Origin of the sequence: Dyadobacter psychrotolerans (genome assembly GCF_004349265.1) — a bacterium.
Taxonomy (GTDB): domain Bacteria; phylum Bacteroidota; class Bacteroidia; order Cytophagales; family Spirosomataceae; genus Dyadobacter; species Dyadobacter psychrotolerans.
Genome location: NZ_SMFL01000001.1, coordinates 231,326 through 252,944, shown reverse-complemented (window position 1 = coordinate 252,944; position 21,619 = coordinate 231,326). Strand labels below are relative to the sequence as shown.

General features: G+C 40.5%; 22 protein-coding genes. 13 read left to right on the top strand and 9 right to left on the bottom strand.

Translation table 11 applies throughout. The features are described 5' to 3' along the window. Positions 1 to 5 precede the first annotated feature (5 nt). Both araA and E0F88_RS01125 read left to right on the top strand, forming a co-directional pair. Positions 6 to 1,496 (top strand): L-arabinose isomerase, encoded by a 1,491-nt coding sequence (gene araA / locus E0F88_RS01130; RefSeq protein ID WP_131955839.1) that lies wholly within the window; start codon positions 6 to 8, stop codon positions 1,494 to 1,496. 112 nt (positions 1,497 to 1,608) lie between these two features. Next, positions 1,609 to 2,313: an L-ribulose-5-phosphate 4-epimerase gene (locus tag E0F88_RS01125; protein WP_131955837.1), complete on the top strand. Its 705-nt coding sequence runs from the start codon at positions 1,609 to 1,611 to the stop codon at positions 2,311 to 2,313. Between the two features lie 28 nt (positions 2,314 to 2,341). Here the strand turns inward: E0F88_RS01125 and E0F88_RS33560 are convergent, their stop codons facing one another. From E0F88_RS33560 to E0F88_RS01095, 7 genes are all read right to left on the bottom strand, one after another. Continuing rightward, positions 2,342 to 2,488 (bottom strand): hypothetical protein, encoded by a 147-nt coding sequence (locus E0F88_RS33560; protein WP_165939973.1) that lies wholly within the window; start codon positions 2,486 to 2,488, stop codon positions 2,342 to 2,344. Positions 2,489 to 2,587: 99 nt separating this feature from the next. Beyond that, a complete protein-coding gene (locus E0F88_RS01120; RefSeq protein WP_131955835.1) occupies positions 2,588 to 2,773 on the bottom strand; it encodes a hypothetical protein in 186 nt (61 codons plus the stop codon). Positions 2,774 to 3,046: 273 nt separating this feature from the next. Then, positions 3,047 to 3,433: a response regulator gene (locus E0F88_RS01115; RefSeq protein WP_131955833.1), complete on the bottom strand. Its 387-nt coding sequence runs from the start codon at positions 3,431 to 3,433 to the stop codon at positions 3,047 to 3,049. 6 nt (positions 3,434 to 3,439) lie between these two features. Continuing rightward, positions 3,440 to 4,531, bottom strand: a complete 1,092-nt coding sequence (locus tag E0F88_RS01110) for a hybrid sensor histidine kinase/response regulator (protein WP_131955831.1) — start codon at positions 4,529 to 4,531, stop codon at positions 3,440 to 3,442. Next, positions 4,524 to 6,701 carry a sensor histidine kinase gene (locus tag E0F88_RS01105; RefSeq protein ID WP_131955829.1) on the bottom strand — a complete coding sequence of 726 codons (2,178 nt, stop codon included), beginning with the start codon at positions 6,699 to 6,701 and terminating at the stop codon, positions 4,524 to 4,526. Before E0F88_RS01105 ends, E0F88_RS01110 begins: the two co-directional genes overlap by 8 nt. Then, positions 6,692 to 7,384 (bottom strand): hypothetical protein, encoded by a 693-nt coding sequence (locus tag E0F88_RS01100; RefSeq protein ID WP_131955827.1) that lies wholly within the window; start codon positions 7,382 to 7,384, stop codon positions 6,692 to 6,694. The genes E0F88_RS01105 and E0F88_RS01100 overlap by 10 nt, the downstream gene beginning before the upstream one ends. Then, positions 7,384 to 9,696, bottom strand: a complete 2,313-nt coding sequence (locus E0F88_RS01095) for an Rv1355c family protein (protein ID WP_131955825.1) — start codon at positions 9,694 to 9,696, stop codon at positions 7,384 to 7,386. Before E0F88_RS01095 ends, E0F88_RS01100 begins: the two co-directional genes overlap by 1 nt. Before the next feature lie 372 nt (positions 9,697 to 10,068). Between E0F88_RS01095 and E0F88_RS01090 the strand changes: the two genes are divergently transcribed. The 4 genes from E0F88_RS01090 to E0F88_RS01085 all read left to right on the top strand — a co-directional run bounded on the left by E0F88_RS01090 (position 10,069) and on the right by E0F88_RS01085 (position 11,950). Further along, a complete protein-coding gene (locus tag E0F88_RS01090; protein ID WP_131955823.1) occupies positions 10,069 to 10,536 on the top strand; it encodes a response regulator in 468 nt (155 codons plus the stop codon). 85 nt (positions 10,537 to 10,621) lie between these two features. Then, positions 10,622 to 10,777: a hypothetical protein gene (locus E0F88_RS33555; RefSeq protein ID WP_165939972.1), complete on the top strand. Its 156-nt coding sequence runs from the start codon at positions 10,622 to 10,624 to the stop codon at positions 10,775 to 10,777. Between the two features lie 613 nt (positions 10,778 to 11,390). Beyond that, a complete protein-coding gene (locus E0F88_RS33995) occupies positions 11,391 to 11,528 on the top strand; it encodes a hypothetical protein (protein WP_220466203.1) in 138 nt (45 codons plus the stop codon). Further along, entirely contained in the window at positions 11,525 to 11,950 is a 426-nt protein-coding gene (locus E0F88_RS01085) for an SRPBCC domain-containing protein (RefSeq protein WP_131955821.1), read from the top strand. The genes E0F88_RS33995 and E0F88_RS01085 overlap by 4 nt, the downstream gene beginning before the upstream one ends. Before the next feature lies 1 nt (position 11,951). On the opposite strand, the gene E0F88_RS01080 is transcribed toward E0F88_RS01085, so the two are convergent. Then, entirely contained in the window at positions 11,952 to 12,536 is a 585-nt protein-coding gene (locus E0F88_RS01080) for a hypothetical protein (RefSeq protein ID WP_131955819.1), read from the bottom strand. Positions 12,537 to 12,676: 140 nt separating this feature from the next. Between E0F88_RS01080 and E0F88_RS01075 the strand changes: the two genes are divergently transcribed. Together E0F88_RS01075 and E0F88_RS01070 are read left to right on the top strand one after the other, a co-directional pair. Further along, entirely contained in the window at positions 12,677 to 12,988 is a 312-nt protein-coding gene (locus E0F88_RS01075; protein WP_131955817.1) for a MerR family transcriptional regulator, read from the top strand. A gap of 27 nt (positions 12,989 to 13,015) precedes the next feature. Then, positions 13,016 to 14,242, top strand: a complete 1,227-nt coding sequence (locus E0F88_RS01070; RefSeq protein WP_131955815.1) for a M28 family peptidase — start codon at positions 13,016 to 13,018, stop codon at positions 14,240 to 14,242. A 20-nt stretch (positions 14,243 to 14,262) separates the two neighbouring features. Here E0F88_RS01070 and E0F88_RS01065 read toward each other — a convergent pair whose 3' ends face one another. Further along, positions 14,263 to 14,775 carry a metallophosphoesterase family protein gene (locus tag E0F88_RS01065; RefSeq protein WP_131955813.1) on the bottom strand — a complete coding sequence of 171 codons (513 nt, stop codon included), beginning with the start codon at positions 14,773 to 14,775 and terminating at the stop codon, positions 14,263 to 14,265. Positions 14,776 to 15,048: 273 nt separating this feature from the next. On the opposite strand from E0F88_RS01065, the gene E0F88_RS01060 reads away from it, so the two are divergent. From E0F88_RS01060 to E0F88_RS01040, 5 genes are all read left to right on the top strand, one after another. Continuing rightward, positions 15,049 to 17,892 carry a TonB-dependent receptor domain-containing protein gene (locus E0F88_RS01060; protein ID WP_310589668.1) on the top strand — a complete coding sequence of 948 codons (2,844 nt, stop codon included), beginning with the start codon at positions 15,049 to 15,051 and terminating at the stop codon, positions 17,890 to 17,892. Positions 17,893 to 17,939: 47 nt separating this feature from the next. After that, a complete protein-coding gene (locus tag E0F88_RS01055) occupies positions 17,940 to 18,683 on the top strand; it encodes a GLPGLI family protein (RefSeq protein ID WP_131955811.1) in 744 nt (247 codons plus the stop codon). A 191-nt stretch (positions 18,684 to 18,874) separates the two neighbouring features. Then, the gene (locus E0F88_RS01050; RefSeq protein ID WP_131955809.1) at positions 18,875 to 19,762 is read left to right on the top strand and encodes an OmpA family protein; all 888 of its coding nucleotides are present in this window, start codon (positions 18,875 to 18,877) and stop codon (positions 19,760 to 19,762) included. Between the two features lie 165 nt (positions 19,763 to 19,927). Further along, entirely contained in the window at positions 19,928 to 20,881 is a 954-nt protein-coding gene (locus E0F88_RS01045; RefSeq protein WP_131955807.1) for a threonine ammonia-lyase, read from the top strand. Between the two features lie 119 nt (positions 20,882 to 21,000). Next, positions 21,001 to 21,492 carry a hypothetical protein gene (locus tag E0F88_RS01040; RefSeq protein WP_131955805.1) on the top strand — a complete coding sequence of 164 codons (492 nt, stop codon included), beginning with the start codon at positions 21,001 to 21,003 and terminating at the stop codon, positions 21,490 to 21,492. The last annotated feature ends 127 nt before the right edge of the window (positions 21,493 to 21,619 follow it).

Genomic DNA, 21,619 nt, shown 5'->3' with positions numbered 1-21,619 from the left:
ATCAAATGCTTGATTTAAAACAATTGGAAATCTGGTTTGTAACCGGCAGCCAGCACTTATACGGAGAAGAAACATTAAAACAGGTTGATGAACATTCAAAAATCATCAGCGGTCATTTGGATCAGTCTGCCAGTATTCCTGTTCGGGTGATCTTTAAGCCGGTGGTAAAAACGCCGGATGAAATTTACAATATCATTCAGGAAGCCAACGTAGCAAAAAACTGTATCGGGATTATTGCCTGGATGCACACTTTTTCACCGGCAAAAATGTGGATACGCGGCCTTCAGGTTCTGCAAAAACCATTGCTTCACTTACATACGCAATACAACCGGGATATTCCGTGGTCGGAGATCGACATGGACTTTATGAATCTGAACCAGTCGGCACATGGTGACAGGGAATTTGGATTTATCATGACCAGAATGCGCCTGAACAGGAAGGTGATTGTGGGCCATTGGCAGCAGGAAAGTTTGCTTAAATCTGTTGGAGATTGGGCGCGCGTAGCCGCTGCCAAATTCGATATGAACGGAGCAAAGTTCGCACGCTTTGGTGATAACATGCGCCAGGTTGCTGTTACAGAGGGAGACAAAGTTGCAGCAGAAATGAAATTCGGATTTTCGGTTAATACTTACGCGGTAGGCGATCTGGTTGAAGTGATTAATTCTGTCTATGACTCTGAAATAAATACACTTGTCGAAGAATACCAGTCGTCTTATCAGCTTGCAGAAACTCTTTTCAAAGGAGGTGAAAGGCATGGATCATTACGTGATGCAGCTCGGATTGAGCTTGGAATGAAGCAGTTTTTGGAAGAAGGAAATTTTAAGGGTTATACCAACACCTTCGAGGATCTTTACGGAATGAAACAGCTGCCGGGAATTGCTTCGCAACGTCTGATGGCGGCCGGATATGGCTATGCAGGGGAGGGCGACTGGAAAACGTCGGCAATGGTGCGTGCACTCAAAGTGATGGGAAGCGGCCTGGCGGGTGGAAACTCTTTTATGGAGGATTATACCTATCACTTTCAGCCGGATAATAATCTTGTTCTTGGCTCGCACATGCTCGAAATCTGTCCAAGCATCGCGTCAGGTAAACCTTCATGTGAAATTCATCCGTTAGGAATTGGAGGAAAAGAAGATCCTGTCCGATTGGTTTTTAACTCAGCTTCCGGCCCTGCGATCAATGTGTCATTGATAGACATGGGTAACCGTTTCCGCCTGCTGGTCAATGAGGTAGAAGCCGTTGAAGCTGTGGAAAAATTACCTAAACTACCTGTTGCCAGAGTTCTGTGGAAACCTGCACCGGATATGCAGACAGCTTGTGCAGCCTGGATTTATGCCGGCGGTGCTCATCATACGGTTTACAGTCAAAATCTTACGACGGAGCATATTGAAACTTTTGCTGAAATGATGGATGTAGAACTGGTTGTGATTGACAAGGATACAAAACTAAGGCAATTGAAAAATGAGCTGAGGTGGAGTGAGGGATATTTTAAGTAAGAGTTAGGAAGTTAAGTAGTTAATCAAGTTAATTTAGTACCGTAATATCCGGACCGTAGGAGGAGAATACAGCGCACTCAGCGAAAAACTCAATTAACTCTGTCTTAAAACGATGTCGAAGTATAAATACCTGAAAGAGTTGGTCTACGAGGCTAACATGGAAATACCAAAAGAAGAACTTGCGATTGTGACTTTCGGTAATGTGAGCGGAGTCGACAGGGCTGAGGGTATTGTTGCGATCAAGCCCAGCGGCGTGCCATATCACAAGCTTAGGGTTGAAGACATTGTGATTGTAGACATGGACAACATGCTGGTTGAAGGTAAGCTGAGACCTTCATCTGATACCAAAACGCATACTCTCCTTTATAAAAACTTCCCGTCGATAGGAGGGGTTTGTCATACACACTCCACCTATGCCGTTGCCTGGGCACAGGCAATGAAGCCGATTCCTAATCTGGGTACCACACATGCAGACCATCTGACCTCTTCGATTCCGGTAACGGATGTCATGTCTGATGAAATGATCCTGCTTGATTATGAAATGGAAACAGGAAATCAAATTCTTGATACATTCAGAAAAGGCTCTCTTAATCCTGATGAAGTTGAGATGGTTTTAGTGGCCTGCCACGGTCCATTTACCTGGGGAAATGATCCTGCCAAAGCGGTTTACAATTCCATCGTTCTTGAGGAAATAGCAAAGATGGCGTTTTTAACACTGCAAATAAATCCTAATATAACATCTATAAAACAAAGTCTGATAGACAAACATTACTTCAGGAAACATGGCAAGGATGCCTATTACGGACAGGGTTGCTAAGCAGGAAATACTTAAGTAAATATTAAAATCAGCTTTTCTTATCTCTCTTGGAGGCAAGATTCCTGAACTGTTGCAGCGCTTCCTGTCTGGTCATCTGCTTTTCATTTGCCTTTGCTTCCTGGATAGCATCTTTTGAAAAGCGCCCTCTCAGGAAAGTTAAAATCGAGAATATCATAGTTTCGTTATTTCTGACATGTGGAATTGTTATTCCGCTGTCAAAAATAACGAAAAACGTATGAATAACTTGCTTAAAAAATCTGTTAGCAGGAATGAATTAAGATTTTCTTTTGGATTTGGATCCGCCGGGAATAAACTCGTCTTTAATCCACCTTACAAAATTGTGAGAATTTGTTCTGTAAATGTCAACTGATAAGGGTTTGATGCCACTGTGCTCTACTTCTAAAACGTACTGGGCATGTAATTTCAAAATTTCATCGAGTGTTTTGTCGTCCGTTTTCATTAATTAATAAGGATATAGGTTTTTGTCTGACTAAGCAAACAAAGCGTTCCTGATATGCCTGTTGATAGGTCAAACCATAAAATATCATGTTTAAAAATGAAAATGTTATAGGTTTGACACGTGTAATAAATTCTATTAATATTTAATAAAGTAGAAATTGTACTATTTGGTAACAGTTTGGGGAATTTTGTTGTTTGGGGGCTATTCCGGCAGGAAAGGACTAAACATCTCTCCTGAACAATGGAGATAAATTACAAAAACAAATCGTTAGAATCAGATAGCTAATTTACGTTTCAGGAGATCAATTTCCAGAGGTTTGGGGAGAAGGTCGAGGATGTCAGGACTGGATTTTGCTTTTTCGATATCACGTGAATCGATTGTAGAAGATAACATGAAGATTCTGATCTTACTTTTTATCTCTTCTGAAACACTGCCAAAAGCTTCAATAAATTCAAACCCATTCATGTCGGGCATTTGCAGATCAAGCAGGATTACCGTTTCCGGCAATCTGCTTTCTTCCGTGGTCAGATATTTCAACGCCTCGCGGGCCGAGTTAAAAGTTTTAACCGTTCTGGTAATCCCGCTTTTGATGAGGAGTTTTTCGTATATAAATAAGTCAAACGCACTGTCATCAATCAAAATGATATCAATTAGAGTCATGACATTCTATTTATTGATAGAAGGAATGTTAAGCTCAAAAATACTTCCTTCTCCGTAAACAGAAGAAATATTTATAGTTCCACCGAGTTTTTCAATGGCTTCATGCACGATATATAATCCAATTCCTGAGCCACTATTGGTGGCACCTGCGCGATAGAACATTTTGAAAATTTTATCCTGATCTATTTCCCTTATTCCGGCACCGTTGTCTTCTACAATAATTTTTGCACCAGTTGGTGAAGCTTCGACTTTCAGATTAATGTACGGTTCCGATTTTGTATTATCCTGGAATTTTACTGCGTTATTGATTAAATTATTAAAAATGATCCGGAGTTTCATTACATCGGATCTGAAAAGTCCTTTCTGGTCAATTGTTGAAGTGATTTTTAGGTTGCCATATTCCGGAAGGTACTGTATGGTTGCCTGTACTTCCGTGATAAGTTCCTCAAAATCAATGTCTGTAATGACAGGGACTCCTCTTGCGTTTTTATAATAATCAATAATATTTATTATAAAGGTATCCAGTTTTTTGACAGATTTTCGAATCAATTCAAGATATTCGTTTTGAGACTGCAAATCATCTTCCAAAAGGGCCAGATTCACAATTCCCAGAACAGACATTAATGGCGCCCGCAGGTCATGAGATGCGCTGTATACAAACTTGTCAAGCTCTTCGTTTGCTTTCTGAAGTTCGATGTTACGCTGCTTAAGGTCTTCTCTTGTTTTATATATTTCGTAGGCGTGGGTGATGGCATTTTCCACATAAGTGTAATCCCACGGTTTATCAATAAACCGGAATACTTCACCTTTGTTAATCGCATCAATGGCTGCACCAATATCCGTGTGCCCGGTTATTAGTATTCTGATAATTTTTGGGTAGCGGTCCCTGATTTTCTCAAAAAACTGAACGCCTGTCATTACGGGCATACGTTGGTCTGCAAGAATAATATTGAAATCGTGAGTTTCCAGCATTTCCTCAGCATCTATCACCGAGATGGTCGTAGTGATGTCATACTGCTTACGAAAAGTAGCTTTGAAAGAGTGGAGGTTATGTTCCTCGTCATCTATATATAGGATACGTATTGGCTTGTCACTCATTGACTACTAAAATTGGTTTTTTTTTCTTTAAGATGGGAAGTGTAATGACGAACTCGGTCCCTTGACCTACTTCTGTATTTACGGCAATATTACCATTATGTACCTCAATTATTTTAAAAACTATTGACAATCCCAAGCCGGTGCCTTCTCCAACCTGTTTGGTAGTAAAAAATGGTTCGAATATTTTAGCCTTTACCTCCGGTGACATGCCAGATCCGTTATCCTTAATGGAAATACTTACATGATCTGTATCGCTCAGCCACGTTTTCACATGGATTGTAGGCTGTAAAATATTTGGATCTTTTTGAATAACATAAATGGAATTAGTCAGGATATTCATGAAAACCTGATTTAGCTTACCTCCGTAGCCTTCTACGTTCGGGATGCTTCCAAGTTCTTTAATCAGCCTCATGGAAGTACCCATCTGATAGTTCAAAATCACGAGTGTCGATTCGATTCCATCATTAATATTTACCATATTAAGATCGGTGTCATCAACTCTGGCGAACATCTTTAGCCCTTTTACAATTTCAACGGTACGGTGAGCGCCGTCTTCCATTCCTTTCAACAGCTCCGCAAGCTCTGTTTTGATGTAGTCAACATCGAGGTCATCTTTCAGATCCTGAATTTCTTTTAGTTTTGCATCAATGTCATTTTCAGGATTTCTTTCATGCAGGTCGCTGTAAGAATCCAGGATTTCTATCAGATCCGCAATATCTCTTCTGAGCGGTCGTATGTTAGAGCTTACGAAGTTGATCGGATTGTTAATTTCGTGAGCAATACCCGCGGTAAGCTGTCCAAGTGAAGCCATCTTTTCAGATTCAATCAGCTGTGTCTGGGCATCCTTTAATTTGGTTAAAGCGAGATTCAATTCTGTATTGGCAAGCTGTAATTCCTGTGTTCTTTCATCGACGCTTTTTTCAAGAAAAGCATTTTGATTTAAAATTATTTTCTCATTTTCCAGTGAAATCATCAGTGCCTGCGCCTGGGAAACTTCTTTCTCGCGCTTTAAAATATTGATCTTATCTGCAAGGGCGAAAGATAGCAGTATTACTTCTATTACTGTTCCTGCCTGCATGGTATAATTAGTTAAAATACTATACGGTAAGATATTAAGATTTCGCATGGTGTACAATACAATACCAACCAGAAATATCGACCATGCGACAAAATAAAACTTTGCAGGGCGGTAGCCTTCCCAGGAAAGTCTGGCAGAAACGATAAGTGCTAACAATGAAGCCGTTACCGCACATACATCGATTATTCTGTAACTTATTCTTTCCAGACCGGCAAGGTTTAAGATGGCTGAGAAAAGGTACAGGACTAACACCGCCGATAAGATCTTGTGAATTATTTTAGCACGCTCTTTTGTATGAAGAAAATTCTGAAAGAAGAGTATTGCAAAACTCCCGGCAAGTGCAGGGAAAGTTATGATGGAGAACTGATTGAACTCAGGTGAGCCGGGCCACAAAAATTTAAAAGTGTAGCCTGTAATGGTAGTTTGCGTAAGCCCTATAAACAAAATGTAAAGCACATAATACAGGTAACTTTTTTCCCGGATTGAAAAATAAAGGAAGAAGTTGTAGAGCATCATGACAAACAGAATACCAACATGGATTCCGGAAATTATTTCATTGGAAAGCGCAAACCGGAGAAAATCCACTTCACTTCTTAAAATCAGGGGAAGTACGATCTGCTCGCTGCTTTCTATTCTGAGGTAGTAAGTTTTTCTGGTTTTTTCAGGGAGTAATAATTCGAAAACAATGTTCTGGTGTTTTATTTTTCTGGTGTAAAACGGATCTGCCCAGGATATCGATTCCTCAACAACCTTATTGTTTTCGTCAAAATAAAGTGTGCATGACTTTACACGGGGATTCGCAAGTTCGAGGAATAATTTGTCAATTGTGGTGGTGTTTTGCACCGTGAACCTGACCCAGAAGGTGGAGCTGCTAAGTCCGAAGTTTGGAGTGATGTCGGTGTTCTTTACAAAATTTTTTGAGCTTGCAACAGCTGGATAGGTTAAGACGCCGTTGGTATCTTCCAGGATTTCCAGATTCTGACCAATGCCAATGTCAGGACCCGTGAATATAACATTTTCTGCTTTCGTTGCGATGGACGTAAGCGTGAGAAAAAACAGTAAAATGTGAATTAAGGTAAATTTTAATCCCATTGTTTTATGTCGTATATTATGGTCAATTCTCCCCTCCGTCCGTTTTCAGTTACTGTTTGCTGAGGATTTTCTCTCAGGCTGAATATTTTTTCCTGTTCTTCCGGTGTAGCCAGCGGCAGATTAATCAAATCACGCGCAATCAGAGACGTTGCAATAAGTCCTTCTTTTGGATAATAGAATGTGCCATTATTACCCAGATCTGTGAGTACTTCAAACCCAATGCGCTGACTTATAACCAATGTAATGGGCGAGCATAGCCCCATCAGATATTTTATTCCAACCATCGAAGAAATTGCCATGGCAGTTCTTCCCAAATATACGCTTCCTATTCCATATCCTGCTACTTCTTTTGAATTGAATAGTCCACAAAATTCAGCAACATTGTAATCGCCGATCTTGTTTACATAGTCATAAATGGTATCGTCAATTTTAGCAATGGCTCCCTCCATAGGCATATTCAGTTTGGGAGACCTTACCTGTACACGTGTTCCTCCAAAAATGCGGCTGCCATCCTCTGACTCTACGATGATGACATAAGTGTTAGGATCTTCGAGCCAGTCATAGCTTGATGAAGTAACCTTCTTGACTCCATAAGCCTCCAGAACCTTTCGGTGGCCATCTGCATATCTAAGACTCGTTTCAACATTGTCTGGTGCCCGATATGCTTTAATTCGTGCTACCATTATATGATCTGATTGTTTATAAATAACGTTTCTCCCAAAGGAAGGCGATAACTTTTAATTTCAGGCACCGCCGCTCTGGCAATTTTGAAAAGGAAAACACCGGCTGCGTTCTCATTTACTGGTACAATGTCAAGAAACTTTTTTCGCAGCGTTGTAAGATGCGAAACTTCTTTCTGATCCAATCCGGCACCGTTTCCGTTTGTAACTCTGGGGAAAAGATAAAACGGTGAGATGAGCGGGTGTACTGCAAATTGAAGTTCTTCTGCTTTCAGCCATAAACGCTGTAACGACATGCCTCCGAGGAAAAAATTTTGATAACTGTACTCAGGCAACGTAACAATTCCAAGGCCCGAAGCAGTACTGATTGTTTTCATTGTTACATCGATCAGAGCGGTTCCACCGTCAATGCTTTTTAATGCCTTCGAAATTTCGCTGTCACGGATAATCGATAAAGCGGCCATTTGGGATGAGTTCATTCCGAGCGTTCTGATATCGATTCCATCCCTTGACTTTTCCGCCTCATCTCCGGTCCATTTCATTTCCCGTTCCACAAAATCCCTGTGTCCGTTTGCATTTAAAAGACGAATCCGGTCACATTCACCAATGATTTTACCAAGTGCCAGCATTTGCTGTCTGTCGGAAATATAGTGAAATAGGGCTCCGTCAACACTTTCTGCTGCTTCTTTTAATGAATTAAGCTCGGTTTCGGATACCTCGGCAGGGTAGGAAGGATTTCTGTTGGTGGTACGATCATAAATAAATTTTACCGACCAGGGAGAAAAAACAGGTTCCGAAACAACATTTTTATTGCTGTTGAAAAAATCAATGGCAGCGATCAGTATAGATTCGGTTCCAAGCGGAAATAGGGAGGATTTTACTTTAAGGCCCAGTTCATTACTTTTGAGAATTACATTTTCAACAGCAGCTCCGAATGAAAGGTTGGATGCTATCTGGTCAAAATCTCCAAAGGAAAACGATCTGTAACGATCATGGAAAAGATGCAGCCGGTGATTTCGGTATAGCCATTTCCACGGCTGGTCATTTCCCGTTGAGGGCGCCTGACATGCAGCCTTTACAATTTCTTCAATGATTTGATCTTCCGGTGCGTAGTATCCATCCGCAGGAACCAGGGAATCTGCGATCCGGATTGCCTCATTCAAATCAAATGGCTGATAAGGATTTTGGCTTAAAATTTCTTCGTCGACGATACTGTTTGGATCAGCCTTTTTATTGGCAACTATATCTTCCAGATCAACATAATACCTTCCGGATTCTGTAAACTGATTTAGCAGGATTCTTCTGCTGACGTCGGCCACCACACCACCACCCATTGCTACGGCGCTTGCCAATTGCGGCCAGGTACTGATCGTCTGTCCGATTTCCAGCAGTGACACTTTTCCCCGCCGGGATCCGTTTACGGCATTTACCATTTTTAAAACAAGCGGAAGCCTGTCCTGTTCACTAATATTTTGGAATTTGTCAAGAGGCATATTGCTCAGAATTCCGTGTAAAACGGGTCTTTCAGGTTCAAGGTCGAACCTTTCCACATCGAGCATGCCCCGGTCGCTGGTCTCCATCAGAACCGGAATTTTTAGATCCTTCGCCATCACACGACTTGCAATCTTGATTTCGAGGTCGTCACACTCGTCTATCAGAATATCGAGTTTTCCTCCCTCTATTAGAAAGGAACTTAGATTTTCATTATTTATACCTTTTTGATAGCATTCAATCTCAATAAAAGGATCAATTTCTGCGATTTCCCGGGCAGTAACCACACATTTATTAAGGCCTATGTTATGCAGTCCTGTTTTTAGCCGGTTCAGGTTGCTGAGTTCAATGGTATCAAAATCGGCAAGTTTTAATTTTCCGCATAATCGCTCTGTTGCAATGCTAAGCGCAACCGCGTGGCCAACTGAAAGACCGATAATACCAATTTTTTTATTGAAAAGGTTCGATTGCTCAATCGGAGAAATTCTATAAAGATTTCTGTTGGTTCTAAGTTCAATAAATTCTTCCTTATCCAGGATATGGATCAGGCGATTACTCCATGGATAGTATACCCAAAGACCCTCATCTTCCAAGATTTTATCCGTTTCCCATTCTTTAAAAAGTTTGTCCGTTTGTTCGTGACTAAGCTTTGTTTTTGGGTTCCGTATTTTGAATAATTCTTTTTTCTGAGAGGTGAAAAGATCAAGTACTGCAATACCGGTATTGTGGTTTAAAATCTCTTCAATTTCCTGAATGCCATTTTCCTGATTCCGTTTTACTATGATTGGAAGGTAAATTGTATTTAATTCTTCTTTTAGGTACATTTCTAAGAATTTATTGTTGGTTTCTCCATCTTGTGTTTGTGCAATATTGAAACTATTCTAAAACTCAATTTTTTATTGACCAACTCCCTAAATTATAAACATTATGAACAAATTCATGATGCGGATAGTAGAAATTTATGGGTTTTAAGTTGAAATAAAATTTGATCGTTAGAGAAGGTAAAATTATTACTGTATTTCTTACCTGCAAAATGTTCTAACGGTTTATCACTAATTGTTTTCCATGATACATTTACCAGGTAGGTAGCGGATGTGTGGTATGTGAAGTTATAGAATAATTCTATAACTTTCTGAAAAGTAAATTATCTTTAACCCGCCCTTATCAGATTTACTCAGAGCCTAAGCAAAACCTAGATGGAACGCCAAGAGAAAATAAGTATACTATATGTTGATGACGAAGTAAATAACCTGAATTCCTTCAAAGCGGCATTTCGCAGGGAATTTAATGTACTTCTAGCTGCTTCAGGAACAGAAGGACTTGAAATCCTGCAAACCAATGTGGTGCATGTCATTATAACTGATCAGCGGATGCCGCAAATGACGGGAGTTGATTTTTTAATTGAAGTATTGAAGAAGTATACCGATCCTATACGGATTTTACTTACAGGGTATACAGATATTAATGCGGTAATAGATGCCGTAAATAAAGGGCATATTTATTACTACCTGAACAAACCCTGGGATGAGCAACAGCTCAAGATTATAATTAAAAATGCCTATGAAATTTTTAGGCTGAGGGAAGAAAATAAAGAATTGATTACCAAACTGATTGATGCAAATAATCAACTTGAGTTTTTGTTGAGGCAGAATCTGATTTCCTGATTATAATCAGGCTGCGGTATTTTCCATTCTGGTTTCTCTGTTTTGGCGAAACAGGATAATTCTTTTATTTAATTTAACAGGTTTAATGTTTTTAATCCTGATGCTCTTTATCAGATGGGTGATTACGGATAATGTGGCGCTTATCATTACAGCTACAAAAAGTACTGCAACTAAGAATAAGTTGCCGAGCGCTTCGAAAAAAATTGCTAAATCCATGGCCGTTCTGGTTGGTTTACAGTAACAATCATAAAATCGTACCAACCAACTCTTCAGGTTGGCTCCTCTCTCAACTCCCTTTCATGTTATTATTATGTTTTTGATACATATTGGATTATAGCATTTCGAAATTGTAATGGATATGAAAAGATCCCGATTCCAGGTCGTGAAAAAGGGGGCGCAATAATTGTTTTTTTTTTGACATTTTTCCCCATGTATTGTAAGCGAAACCGGGGAGACGGATGTGGCGGTCCTTTTGATAAAATCGATGATGGAGTGCTGGCTAATTAAAATCTGGATTGGAATATTGTAAATGTAAATATTTGATTTTCAGATTTTTAAATGTTTTTTTGTCGTTAGTTTTTTTACTTTCATTTTCTGTTGACTGAAATCTTATTGCTGTATTTCTGGATTGGAAGCTAAATCCGGTTCAGAACGGATTGTCTTAGTATTAAGGATCTGAGTTGCCCTAACTTCCCATTAAAACTATATTTTACAGCAAACACTAATACCGGACATCCGATTATTAATTCGTGCAAATAATGATATTTATGGATGCCATCATTGAATAGACCCTTTGATGACTCATGGGGCACTTTTCTCTGAATTGTGGCAAATGTGCCGCTAACTGATTGAATATGGCATCACTCCGGCAAAATCCTACACAAGCTGTTTTGCAGCTGTCTGTCACAGGGTCTGGCATCGATTTTTACGTCCTGAGAGTATTATTGCTGCCTATGGAAGGTAAAGTTGCACCACAGAACCCGATTACATGAAAGAACTCATAGTCGAAAGTAAAACAATTATAGATGCGCCTGTAAACAAGGTGTGGGAAGTGTTGATCGCTCCGAAGTTTATCCGTCAGTGGGATTCATTGCCAGAAGACTTTGCAGATTATTATCTGGAAGTCGGTAGAGAAATTGAATGGTCGGGCAGCTCAAAAATTACAGTAACAAAAATGGTAGCGCATGAATATTTGAGCATGTCCCTGTTCCTGGCAAAATGGGGTTTGTCTCCCTCGGAGGTAAATATCAGTTATGCCTACACGATTTCTGTCAGCGGTGAACAAACAGTGCTTTCTGTGAAAATCGGAGATTTTGGTGCCCTTCCAGAAGGAGAAGAATACCATATGACCTATGCCGAATTTGCAGAAAAGGTTCTTGAAAAGATAAAAGCACTTGCAGAAAATCGGGCATAGCCTAAAATGCGTAACCCACTCCAATTCGTACTCCGGCATTCATCAGACTTTGGCGCGTACCTAATTTTTCAAAAGGAATAAGGGCGTGCCTTTGTACAAACGGATTTACCATCATCGAGAAGTGCCCAAGATCCAGCTTCCCGCCAATTCCCAAACCGAATCCCAGTCCGGATTGCTTTTGAATGGTGTTTTTCTTGTTCACTTCAAAATCTACCAGTGCACCGCCGTTGACAAATAGATATTTGAGAAAGGTGACGTTGGCATAAACAGGCACCGTTATCAGATTGAGCTTTTCAGATTTTGAGGTCATGTCCAAGCCCGGATAGAATGCAGGACCCCTTTCATAATTAAAAAATCCATATTCAAGGCCTGTTTCGAGGCTCAGTACCTTGCCATTTTTGATCAAATAGCGTAGTCCGACGGATGATGCTGCTTTTCCATCAAAACTGCCTCCTCCTGCAACTCCCTGGTTATAGACGGGAGCCGCAATTGAATAACTGTATGTTGCATATATTTTGCTTTGCGCCTGTGCCGTGAGCATAAAGCCGGCGGAAAAGATAAGAACGGTTAGTATCAGTTTTTTCATGTTAGGGACGTTAAGTAATTTGCTTTCAATGACAAATGAAGTATCATTTTCTTTAAAATCAATATTACCGGTAATATTTAATTTAGAATTATTTCAATTAAAATACTTACCGCTTACATTTGTCTGCTAAGCCTGATGATATGGAATCTAACGCAAAAATATATTACGACACCAATGAGGTTGCAGAAATGGTGGGATGCGAAGCATCAGCCCTCCGTTTTTGGGAAAAAAAATTTCCGCAGCTGAATCCTAAAAGAGATAGCCGGAACCGTCGCCGTTACACAGAAAGAGATATTGAGATTATCCGGAAGATCATGCATCAGAAGGATAAGCAGGGGCGGACGATCAAAGGGGCGCGGGAACAATTAAGACGAAAAGAAGAATCTCAGCTGTTGATTCAGAGGTTGTTACGTGTCAGGAAATTCCTGGAAGAAATTCAGCAAAAATTATAGTAATTACACATTACAAGTGTATCGTCCATGAAAAAAATCCTTTCTCTTCTGTTTATTATTGCCAGTATTACTACCGCTTTTGCTCAGCAATTTAAAGTTGAAGATATTAAAAAACACATCACTTTTCTAGCTTCCGATGATCTGGAAGGGAGGGGTACGGGTAGTCTGGGAGAAATTAAAGCTGCTAACTACCTTGCTGATCAGTTTAGAATCATAGGGCTGAAGCCGGCCGGAACAGACAAATCTTTTTTTCAGCCCTTTCAGGTAACTTATTCGGTCGACGGGTATGCACATCAGGTAACCGGGAGGAATGTGGTCGGGTTTCTGGATAACGGAGCTGCAAAAACCATCATCGTGGGTGGCCATTACGATCATCTTGGAAAAGGATATCAAAGCGGGTCACTTTCTCCGGACAGTAAAAATAAAATTCACAATGGTGCAGATGACAATGCATCGGGTACAACCGGGGTAATCGAACTGGCGAAATATTTTGCAGGTAATAGTAAAGTCGAAAAGCATAATTTTCTTTTTATGGCGTTTTCAGGAGAGGAACTGGGGCTGCTGGGCTCTAAATACTTCACCGACTCTCCAACCGTTCCGCTGACATCGATTTCGGCTATGGTAAATATGGATATGATCGGACGTCTTGACGAAGCAAAAGGGCTGATTATTTCAGGTTGGGGAACCAGTCCGGTTTGGGGGAAAATCATTCCGGAACAGGCAGCAAAGCAAAACATCAGATATACTGTTGATTCATCCGGGGTAGGGGCTTCGGATCATACTTCGTTTTATCTGAAGAATATTCCGGTCGTTCAGTTTTTTACCGGTTCGCATGGAGACTATCACAAAACAAGTGATGATACCGACAAAATTAACTTAGCCGGGGAAGCCAAAATTTTGACGCTTATTGCAGGTGTTTTGGAAAAAACAGATCAGGAAACAACAGAGCCTGAATTTTTTTCAGCAGGAAATCCTCACAGCGGCCAAACAACTTCCAACTTTAAGGTGACCCTCGGCGTCATGCCAGATTACAGTTATTCAGGAAAAGGTTTGAAAATAGATGGGGTGTCAAAAGCACGTCCTGCCGAAGCGGCGGGTATTCAGGCTGGTGATGTAATTTTAAAATTGGCAGGCAAAGATATAGCCACGATTTACGACTACATGGAAATTTTGGGCGAGCATGAAAAAGGACAAACCGTCGAAGCCGAATTTCTGCGGGGTAAGGATAAAAAAACGGTTAAAATAACTTTTTGACAACAAGAATGCGTTGCGGACTAAGCTTCAATAGCGCCTCTCTTCCCAAGCTCTACCACCTCCATCTGGCTTATAACGCCTTCATGCAAATTGAAACGGAGCAGTGTACGCATTTTATGAAAACCTTCTTTTCCTGCCGCTCCAGGATTTATGTAAAGCATATTAGACAACGCTTTATCTCTTATAACACGCAAAATGTGTGAATGACCGCAGATAAAAATATCCGGTGTGTCAGACCTAAGCTGAGGTAAAACCATTGGATTGTAGCGCGGTGGTGCGCCGCCAATGTGGGTCATCCAGATGCGAAAACCTTCCAGTTCGAAGTTTAGATTTTCATGAGATCTCAATTGAATCTCCTTACTGTCGATATTGCCATAGACAATCCTGCACGGCTTAAAAGCCTCAAGCTGATCGATAATTTTCACTGACCCAATATCTCCTGCATGCCAGATTTCGTCGCACTGAGCCAGGTGGTCAAGCAAACGATTGTCCAGATAACCGTGAGTATCAGACAGAAGGCCGATTCTTTTCATTTTTCTAAACGTATTGTTTTCAGGATTTTTATCTTTTCTTTATTGAGGGCTGCAAAAGTAACAATTTATTTTTTTATTGATTTAAGTAAATTATATATACGGATTAATTAAATTGCGTTGCCTGTTATCCTTAATAAAAGTTAAAAAAACCTTTATTTAACAATAATCCTATTGAAACTAATTATTTAGTTGGAAATTATTGACGGATTTCATAACATTGCAATTAAGTACTTATCAGTTACAACCTTCTACCCTTTAAATCATCTAACAGCCTTGAAAAAAATCCTACTTCTGCTATGTTGTTGTCTTGCAGGCCTGGCAACTCATGCCCAATCCGGTGGACGATTTACTATGAAAGGGGTCATCGCAGACACGTCAGGTGTTGGCTTACCCGAAGCGACAGTCATGCTTCTGCTCCCCAAAGATTCTTCCCTTGTAAACTTTGGCCGTACCGACAAACAAGGTGCTTTTGAATTTAAGAATATCAAACGTGTACCTTACCTGCTGAAGGTTTCTTACGTGGGTTATCTTCCTTACCAGCAGAATGTTAATCCAAAGGAAGGTGATGTAACAGACCTCGGAAAATTGGGTATGAAGTTTCTTAATCAGGATCTTTATGAAGTCGTTATCAAAACGGCCAGGGCTCCTTTAAGTATTCGTGGCGATACGGTTGAGTATGATCCGCGTGCCTTTAAAGTGCCACCGGGAGCAACAGTTGAAGACCTTTTACGCCGCCTTCCCGGAATGCAGATTGAACAGGACGGAAGTATCAAAGCACAGGGCGAATCTGTGAAGCGTGTAACCGTAGACGGAAAGCGGTTTTTTGGTGACGATGTGAAAGCTGCTACTAAGAATTTGCCGGCTGAGGCGATTTCAAAAGTGCAGGTATTTAACGACAAAACGGAGCAGTCGAGAATTACCGGTGTTGACGATGGTAAACATGAAAAAACATTAAACCTGCAGTTAAAGGACAGCCATAAAAAAGGCGGATTCGGAAAAGCTTCCGTGGGAATTGGTACTGATAAGAGGCTGGAGGGAAAGATTAATTACAACCGCTTCAATGAGAAAAATCAGTTTTCTGTGATTGGTTTAGGTAACAATACCAACTCCGGCGGCATGTCGTGGGATGATTATCAGGATTTTCGTGGAAGCCAATCCTTCAACTGGGGCGATGACGGCGACTTCGGCTTTGGTGGGGGCGTACGCTATATTTCCTTCGGGGGAGATGGCGATGATCAGAGCTTAACGATTCAGGCAGGAAGCGGAGGCCAAAACCGCGGTTTTAACAAAAACTGGGCAGGTGGTGCGAATTATAACTTCGATGAAAAAAAGACAAAATTCAACACAAGTTATTATTACAACCAGACAGGCCAAACGCTGGATGGTATCTCCCGGCAGACGACTTATCTTACAAATTCTGCTTTTACAAAACTGGATACCAATGGCCGTCGCAATTTCAATGCAAACCATCGTGGAGGATTAAGGTTTGAGAAAACTTTGGATTCGTTAAACTCGCTGATCATCATCAGTAATATGCGGCTTGGAAACGGAACGTCAGATTATAAGAGCCATCAGGAGTATTTTCGCGGAGAACAGGAAGTCGATCAGCTGTCTACCGTGAGTGATTTTGCCAACTATTCCGATTTTAATTCCTTTGCGTTAGGAAACACAGCTATTTTCAGACATAAATTCAGAAAAAAGGGACGGAATTTTGCAGCGAGTTTTGCTTACAATGTTAACAATTCCACCGGAAATGTAATGCAAAGATCGACCAACCGTTTCTTCAAATCTTCCCAAACAAGTCCGGATAGCGTCGTCAACATCAATCAAAACAACGATACCAAAAGTTTACGTAATCAAATCAAAAGCAGTCTTTTATATATAGAGCCTTTGTCCAAGAAATTTTTCCTGGAAACTTTCTATAATTTCAGTCTGAAGACAGATGACGTGGACCGTAATGTTTACGATATTACCGAAGGCGGAAGCGAGATGAATCTTAATCTGAGCAGGTATTACAAAAACCGATCGACCTACAACAGAGGTGGAACCACACTGCGGTATTCCAACAAGGGTATCAATTTATCTGCCGGTCTTGGAGCTCAGGAAATCCGTCTGAATGGTGATTTCGCGGTAAATCAAAGTGATCCTGTACGTACCAAAATTGACAGGAGTTTCTTTAACTGGACACCTAACTTCTCTCTAAACTTCGATCTGAAGCAAAACAGATACCTTTATGGTAGCTACAGCGTCAATGTACAGGAGCCAAATATCCGGGATCTGCAGCCTATTGTTGACAATAGCAATCCGCTTTACATTCGCGTAGGTAATCCAAGCCTGGTTCCAACGCTGTCGCACTCGGGTAATCTTGGATTTAACTACTTTAACCCCGGGAGTTTTATCCAGATGTTCTTCGGTGCCAACTACAACTACTACGAAAATCAGGTGATTTATAGTCAGACGGTATCAGAAAATCTGGTTACCACAACGATGGCTACCAATATCAGCGGTGGAAATAGTTTTAGTCTTTACGGAAATTATGGCTTTCCGATTGTTAAGACCAAAAGTAATTTAAATCTTAATGTATCCTATAACAGAAACAATAACCTGACCAACATCAATACGGTGCTGAATGAGACCAACACCAACGGTTATAACTGGGGGATGAGACTGGATTATACGCCAAGCGATAAATTTACCATTTACACCAATGCGAACTGGAGTATCAACGATACAAAATATTCGATCAGTTCAGGACAAAATCAGAAAATCGTAAATACCAACTATGGCGCAGAAATGAATTTTAAGATGCCAAAAGACATCTATTTCAACAGCCGGTTCTCCTATAATTCATATGTAAATGATCGTTTTGACTTTGATCAGAAAATGCCGATTCTGAATCTGTCTGTTTATAAAACGATGCTAAAAAGTAAAAAAGGGGAAATTCGTCTTTCTGCTTACGATGTGTTTAATAAAAACAGAGGTATTTCGCAGCAGGCTTATGGAAACGTAGTATCGCAGGAGCAGGTTCGGACATTAGCGCGTTATTTCATGCTGAGCTTTACTTACAACATGCGTGGCGTGACACACTCTGTGCGCCGTAAAGGTTATGGTTATTGATTGGTGACCGGGGGATTCAATTTATAAAAACATTTAAAATCGATTTAATGAAAAGGTTATTCATTTTTATATTTTTCCTGTTAAGCCACAATTACTTACATGCCCAGGCCCAGGAAGGCGTTGTGACCTACGAGCGAACGCAATATTATACCAAGATCATTGCACGACTGACTTTTCTGAGTCAGGAAGAGAAAGACCGTGCAAAAATGACCTGGGGTAATGATGATGGGTGGAAGCAAAAAATGGTATTGTACTTTAATGGCAAGGAAAGTAAATACGAGGCTTTAAAAGAGGATTCTGAGGACGGATGGAGCGGACGGCCGGAAGATTTTTTCATTTACCGAAATTTTGAAACAGAGAAAAAAATTGAATTTGAAACGGTATCCGGAAAGACTTACTTTCTCGAAGATTCCTTAATTACTCCAAAATGGCAGGTAATGAATAAAATTAAGGAGATTCAGGGGTATATGTGTATGATGGCTGTGAGTAAGGATCCTGTCAAGAATCAGACAATTACTGCCTGGTTTGCTAATGACCTTGTCATGCAGTCAGGTCCGGAAAAGTTTTTCGGACTTCCCGGGTTGATTTTAGAGCTTGATATTAATGACGGCGATGTGATCATTACCGCCAGTAAAGTTGATTTAAAACCGGTGAAACCTGAGCTTCTTGCGATACCGAAAAAAATAAAGGGCAAGAAAGTGAATCAGGTACAGTACGATGCCATGCTTACTGATCTTATCACAACCAGTATCAAAGGACGTAGAAATCCTTTTTGGTCAATTCGTTACTGATATTTAACACATAACTGTCAATTAAAAACAAATTAGAAAAATCAGATTGTCTTTGGCAATCTGATTTTTTTATACCTTTGCGGTTTGAAAAGACGTTGTCTTACCCGACTGGCTGGCCCGGTTTTTGAGGTAAATTAAATTTTGTATCCTTTTAAACAGTGTTAATCTAAACCAAAATAACCCTAGTAATTATGAGAAATACGCTTGTAGCCGTTGCTATGCTGTTCGTACTTGGATCTTGTGCAAGTAAGAAGAAAATGCTTGCTGTACAAACCAAAGCAAACGAAATTCAAATCCAGCTTGACAAAGCCAGAGCAGATTTGAACGACTGCGATAGCAGAACGGCAAGTTTGAACAATGATCTTAAGCTTAAAAATGATGAGCTGGCTAGCAAAACTTCAAAAATGAAGGAGCTTGAAGATCAAATTGACTTCCTGAAGAGAAACAACAATAATCTTTTGGATCGTATGTCTGATCTTTCTGTAATCAGCAAAGAAGGATCTGAAAGTATCAAAAAATCTCTTGCTATGATGGACGCACAAGGCGGCCAGATCCGTGACCTGAATGCAAGCATTCAACGCAAAGATTCCTTAAATATGGCTTTGGTTCTTAACCTGAAACGTTCGTTGCAGGATGTTAGCGATGAGGATGTTCAAATCGAAGTTAAGAAAGGTGTAGTTTACGTTTCTTTGTCTGACAAAATGCTTTTCCGTTCTGGAAGTTCAGTGATCAATTCTCAGGCTGAGGTTGTGTTGAGCAAAGTTGCCAAAATTTTGAACGACTACAAGGAGATCGAAATTCTGATCGAAGGTCACACGGATAATGTACCTATCGCTACAGATAAAGTGGCTGACAACTGGGATCTTAGTGCATTGCGTGCTACATCCGTTGCACGTATTCTTCAAAAGAAATATGGTGTTGAGCCTGTTCGTATGATTGCAGGTGGTCGTGGTGAATATCTTCCTAAGGTTGCTAACGATTCAGCTCCTAACCGTAGTCTGAACCGTCGTACTGAAATTATCATTACGCCGAAAATGGATCAGTTCTTTAACCTGTACACTCCAAACGCAGGTAAATAACATTCTTGTTAAGATAAAGCATACGGCCTGTCAGTTTTTCTGACAGGCCGTTCTGCATTAGTATGAATCGATAACCGGATAATTTCTTTTTTTTGCTCGTACTTTTGAAACAGAAAATTTACCTTGCGTTGATTCCGACGGTTAAAGCTATTTTTGAAATTCGATATGATGACAACTGCCCCTAATCGGGAAAACATTCTGCAGGCGCATGAGCTTATTGCACCTTACATTCATCGCACGCCTGTTCTTACTTCCGTTTTTTTTGATCAGCTGTCGGGCAGCAATATTTTCTTCAAAGCCGAGAACCTCCAAAAAATTGGTGCATTTAAAGCCAGAGGAGGACTGAATGCTATTCTACAACTGACTGAAGAGGAACGTAAGAATGGTGTTGCCACGCATTCGTCGGGGAACCACGCCCAGGCTGTTGCCTATGCCGCTGCCATGGTGGGTGCAAGAGCTTATGTAGTAATGCCTGATAATTCCCCGGAAGTTAAAGTGAAGGCGGTTGAGGGGTATGGAGCAAGCATTACTTTTTGCAAAAATACGCCTGAGGAAAGGGAAGCGACGGTTCAAAAGATTGTTTCTGAAACGGGAGCCACGTTCATCCATCCTTTTAATAATTATGAGGTAATTACCGGACAGGCAACGGCATCAAAAGAACTGATAGAAGATGTAGATATTCATTTGGACATGATAATAGCTCCGGTAGGCGGTGGTGGTTTGTTAAGCGGAACGGCGTTATCCGCTAATTATTTTTCTCCCGGCACGCAGGTTTATGCCGGTGAACCGGAAGGCGCTGCCGACGCAATCCTTTCTTTTCGAAGTGGTAAAATTGAAAAAGCACCTTACGTAAAAACTGTCGCGGATGGCTTGCTGACCTATCTGGGAGACAAAACTTTTCCAATAATCAAGGAGTATGTGACAGATATTTTATTGGTTTCCGATGAGGAGATAATCAGTGCAATGCGTTTTTTATGGGAGAGGATGAAAATAGTTGTGGAGCCTTCCGGGGCTGTTTCTCTTGCAGCAGTACTTAAAAACCGGGCGATTTTTGAAGGTAAAAATGTTGGGGTCGTTATTTCCGGTGGTAACGTCGATTTGGGGAAGCTACCTTTTTGAACGGAAAAATTTTGTTAATGGCCGGTCTGAGAAAGAATAAAAATACTAAAAATTAACGGAGGACGTTAATTGCGCAATACAGAAATTCATAAATTTGGGTTAACATTGAAATAGTCTACATGAAAAATATTCAAATTAAAACACTTATTTTTTGCTGCCTGGTCGTTCTGCTGGGATCCTGTAAGAATAAAGAGAAGGAAGTGGAGCCGGAGGTTGATTTTGCTACAGAATTTAGTGGTAATTATTATACTTATACGGCAGAGACAGGCGGTGGAACGGAACAGCTTTGGGAGGTAACGCCAATCGCTAAAAACCAACTAAAGATTGCATTTACAAAAAATACCAATGCGACCATTTCGGGTGAGACCTTTACACTTTCACAAAAGTATAATCTGATCAATGTTGTTGCTACTTCAAAAGACTCATTCACTATCAGCGAAACGGCAAACGTGGAACAAAGCAACGGTATACCACTTTCTCAAAAAGTTGAAGGTGTTGGAACAAAGGTGATTAACAGTGCCGGTGTTCAACAAATTAATATTGAGCTTAAAAGGACAAACTCGGCTTCCGGCATAGTTACGAAGGAATATCTTGAATTCAAAAAGAGATAGATTTATCTTAAATTGACATCACTGACCGTTAGCCTAACAAGCTAACGGTTTTTTTTTGTTTTATCGGATATGTTTTGAAAATTGTAGTTTGTTTTGTTACGGATGACCCTCTGCAATCAACGTAAAT

Bases quoted from the DNA above. Each gene is read 5' to 3' on its own strand.
- E0F88_RS33995 (WP_220466203.1), top strand. From the start codon at position 11,391: ATGGCATCACTCCGGCAAAATCCTACACAAGCTGTTTTGCAGCTGTCT.
- E0F88_RS01070 (WP_131955815.1), top strand. From the start codon at position 13,016: ATGAAAAAAATCCTTTCTCTTCTGTTTATTATTGCCAGTATTACTACC.
- E0F88_RS01050 (WP_131955809.1), top strand. From the start codon at position 18,875: ATGAGAAATACGCTTGTAGCCGTTGCTATGCTGTTCGTACTTGGATCT.
- E0F88_RS01075 (WP_131955817.1), top strand. From the start codon at position 12,677: ATGGAATCTAACGCAAAAATATATTACGACACCAATGAGGTTGCAGAA.
- E0F88_RS01115 (WP_131955833.1), bottom strand. From the start codon at position 3,433: ATGACTCTAATTGATATCATTTTGATTGATGACAGTGCGTTTGACTTA.
- E0F88_RS33555 (WP_165939972.1), top strand. From the start codon at position 10,622: ATGTTTTTAATCCTGATGCTCTTTATCAGATGGGTGATTACGGATAAT.
- E0F88_RS01105 (WP_131955829.1), bottom strand. From the start codon at position 6,701: ATGGGATTAAAATTTACCTTAATTCACATTTTACTGTTTTTTCTCACG.
- E0F88_RS01120 (WP_131955835.1), bottom strand. From the start codon at position 2,773: ATGAAAACGGACGACAAAACACTCGATGAAATTTTGAAATTACATGCC.
- E0F88_RS01065 (WP_131955813.1), bottom strand. From the start codon at position 14,775: ATGAAAAGAATCGGCCTTCTGTCTGATACTCACGGTTATCTGGACAAT.
- E0F88_RS01110 (WP_131955831.1), bottom strand. From the start codon at position 4,531: ATGAGTGACAAGCCAATACGTATCCTATATATAGATGACGAGGAACAT.
- araA (WP_131955839.1), top strand. From the start codon at position 6: ATGCTTGATTTAAAACAATTGGAAATCTGGTTTGTAACCGGCAGCCAG.
- E0F88_RS01090 (WP_131955823.1), top strand. From the start codon at position 10,069: ATGGAACGCCAAGAGAAAATAAGTATACTATATGTTGATGACGAAGTA.
- E0F88_RS01080 (WP_131955819.1), bottom strand. From the start codon at position 12,536: ATGAAAAAACTGATACTAACCGTTCTTATCTTTTCCGCCGGCTTTATG.
- E0F88_RS01055 (WP_131955811.1), top strand. From the start codon at position 17,940: ATGAAAAGGTTATTCATTTTTATATTTTTCCTGTTAAGCCACAATTAC.
- E0F88_RS01085 (WP_131955821.1), top strand. From the start codon at position 11,525: ATGAAAGAACTCATAGTCGAAAGTAAAACAATTATAGATGCGCCTGTA.
- E0F88_RS01040 (WP_131955805.1), top strand. From the start codon at position 21,001: ATGAAAAATATTCAAATTAAAACACTTATTTTTTGCTGCCTGGTCGTT.
- E0F88_RS01045 (WP_131955807.1), top strand. From the start codon at position 19,928: ATGATGACAACTGCCCCTAATCGGGAAAACATTCTGCAGGCGCATGAG.
- E0F88_RS01125 (WP_131955837.1), top strand. From the start codon at position 1,609: ATGTCGAAGTATAAATACCTGAAAGAGTTGGTCTACGAGGCTAACATG.
- E0F88_RS01100 (WP_131955827.1), bottom strand. From the start codon at position 7,384: ATGGTAGCACGAATTAAAGCATATCGGGCACCAGACAATGTTGAAACG.
- E0F88_RS01095 (WP_131955825.1), bottom strand. From the start codon at position 9,696: ATGTACCTAAAAGAAGAATTAAATACAATTTACCTTCCAATCATAGTA.
- E0F88_RS33560 (WP_165939973.1), bottom strand. From the start codon at position 2,488: ATGATATTCTCGATTTTAACTTTCCTGAGAGGGCGCTTTTCAAAAGAT.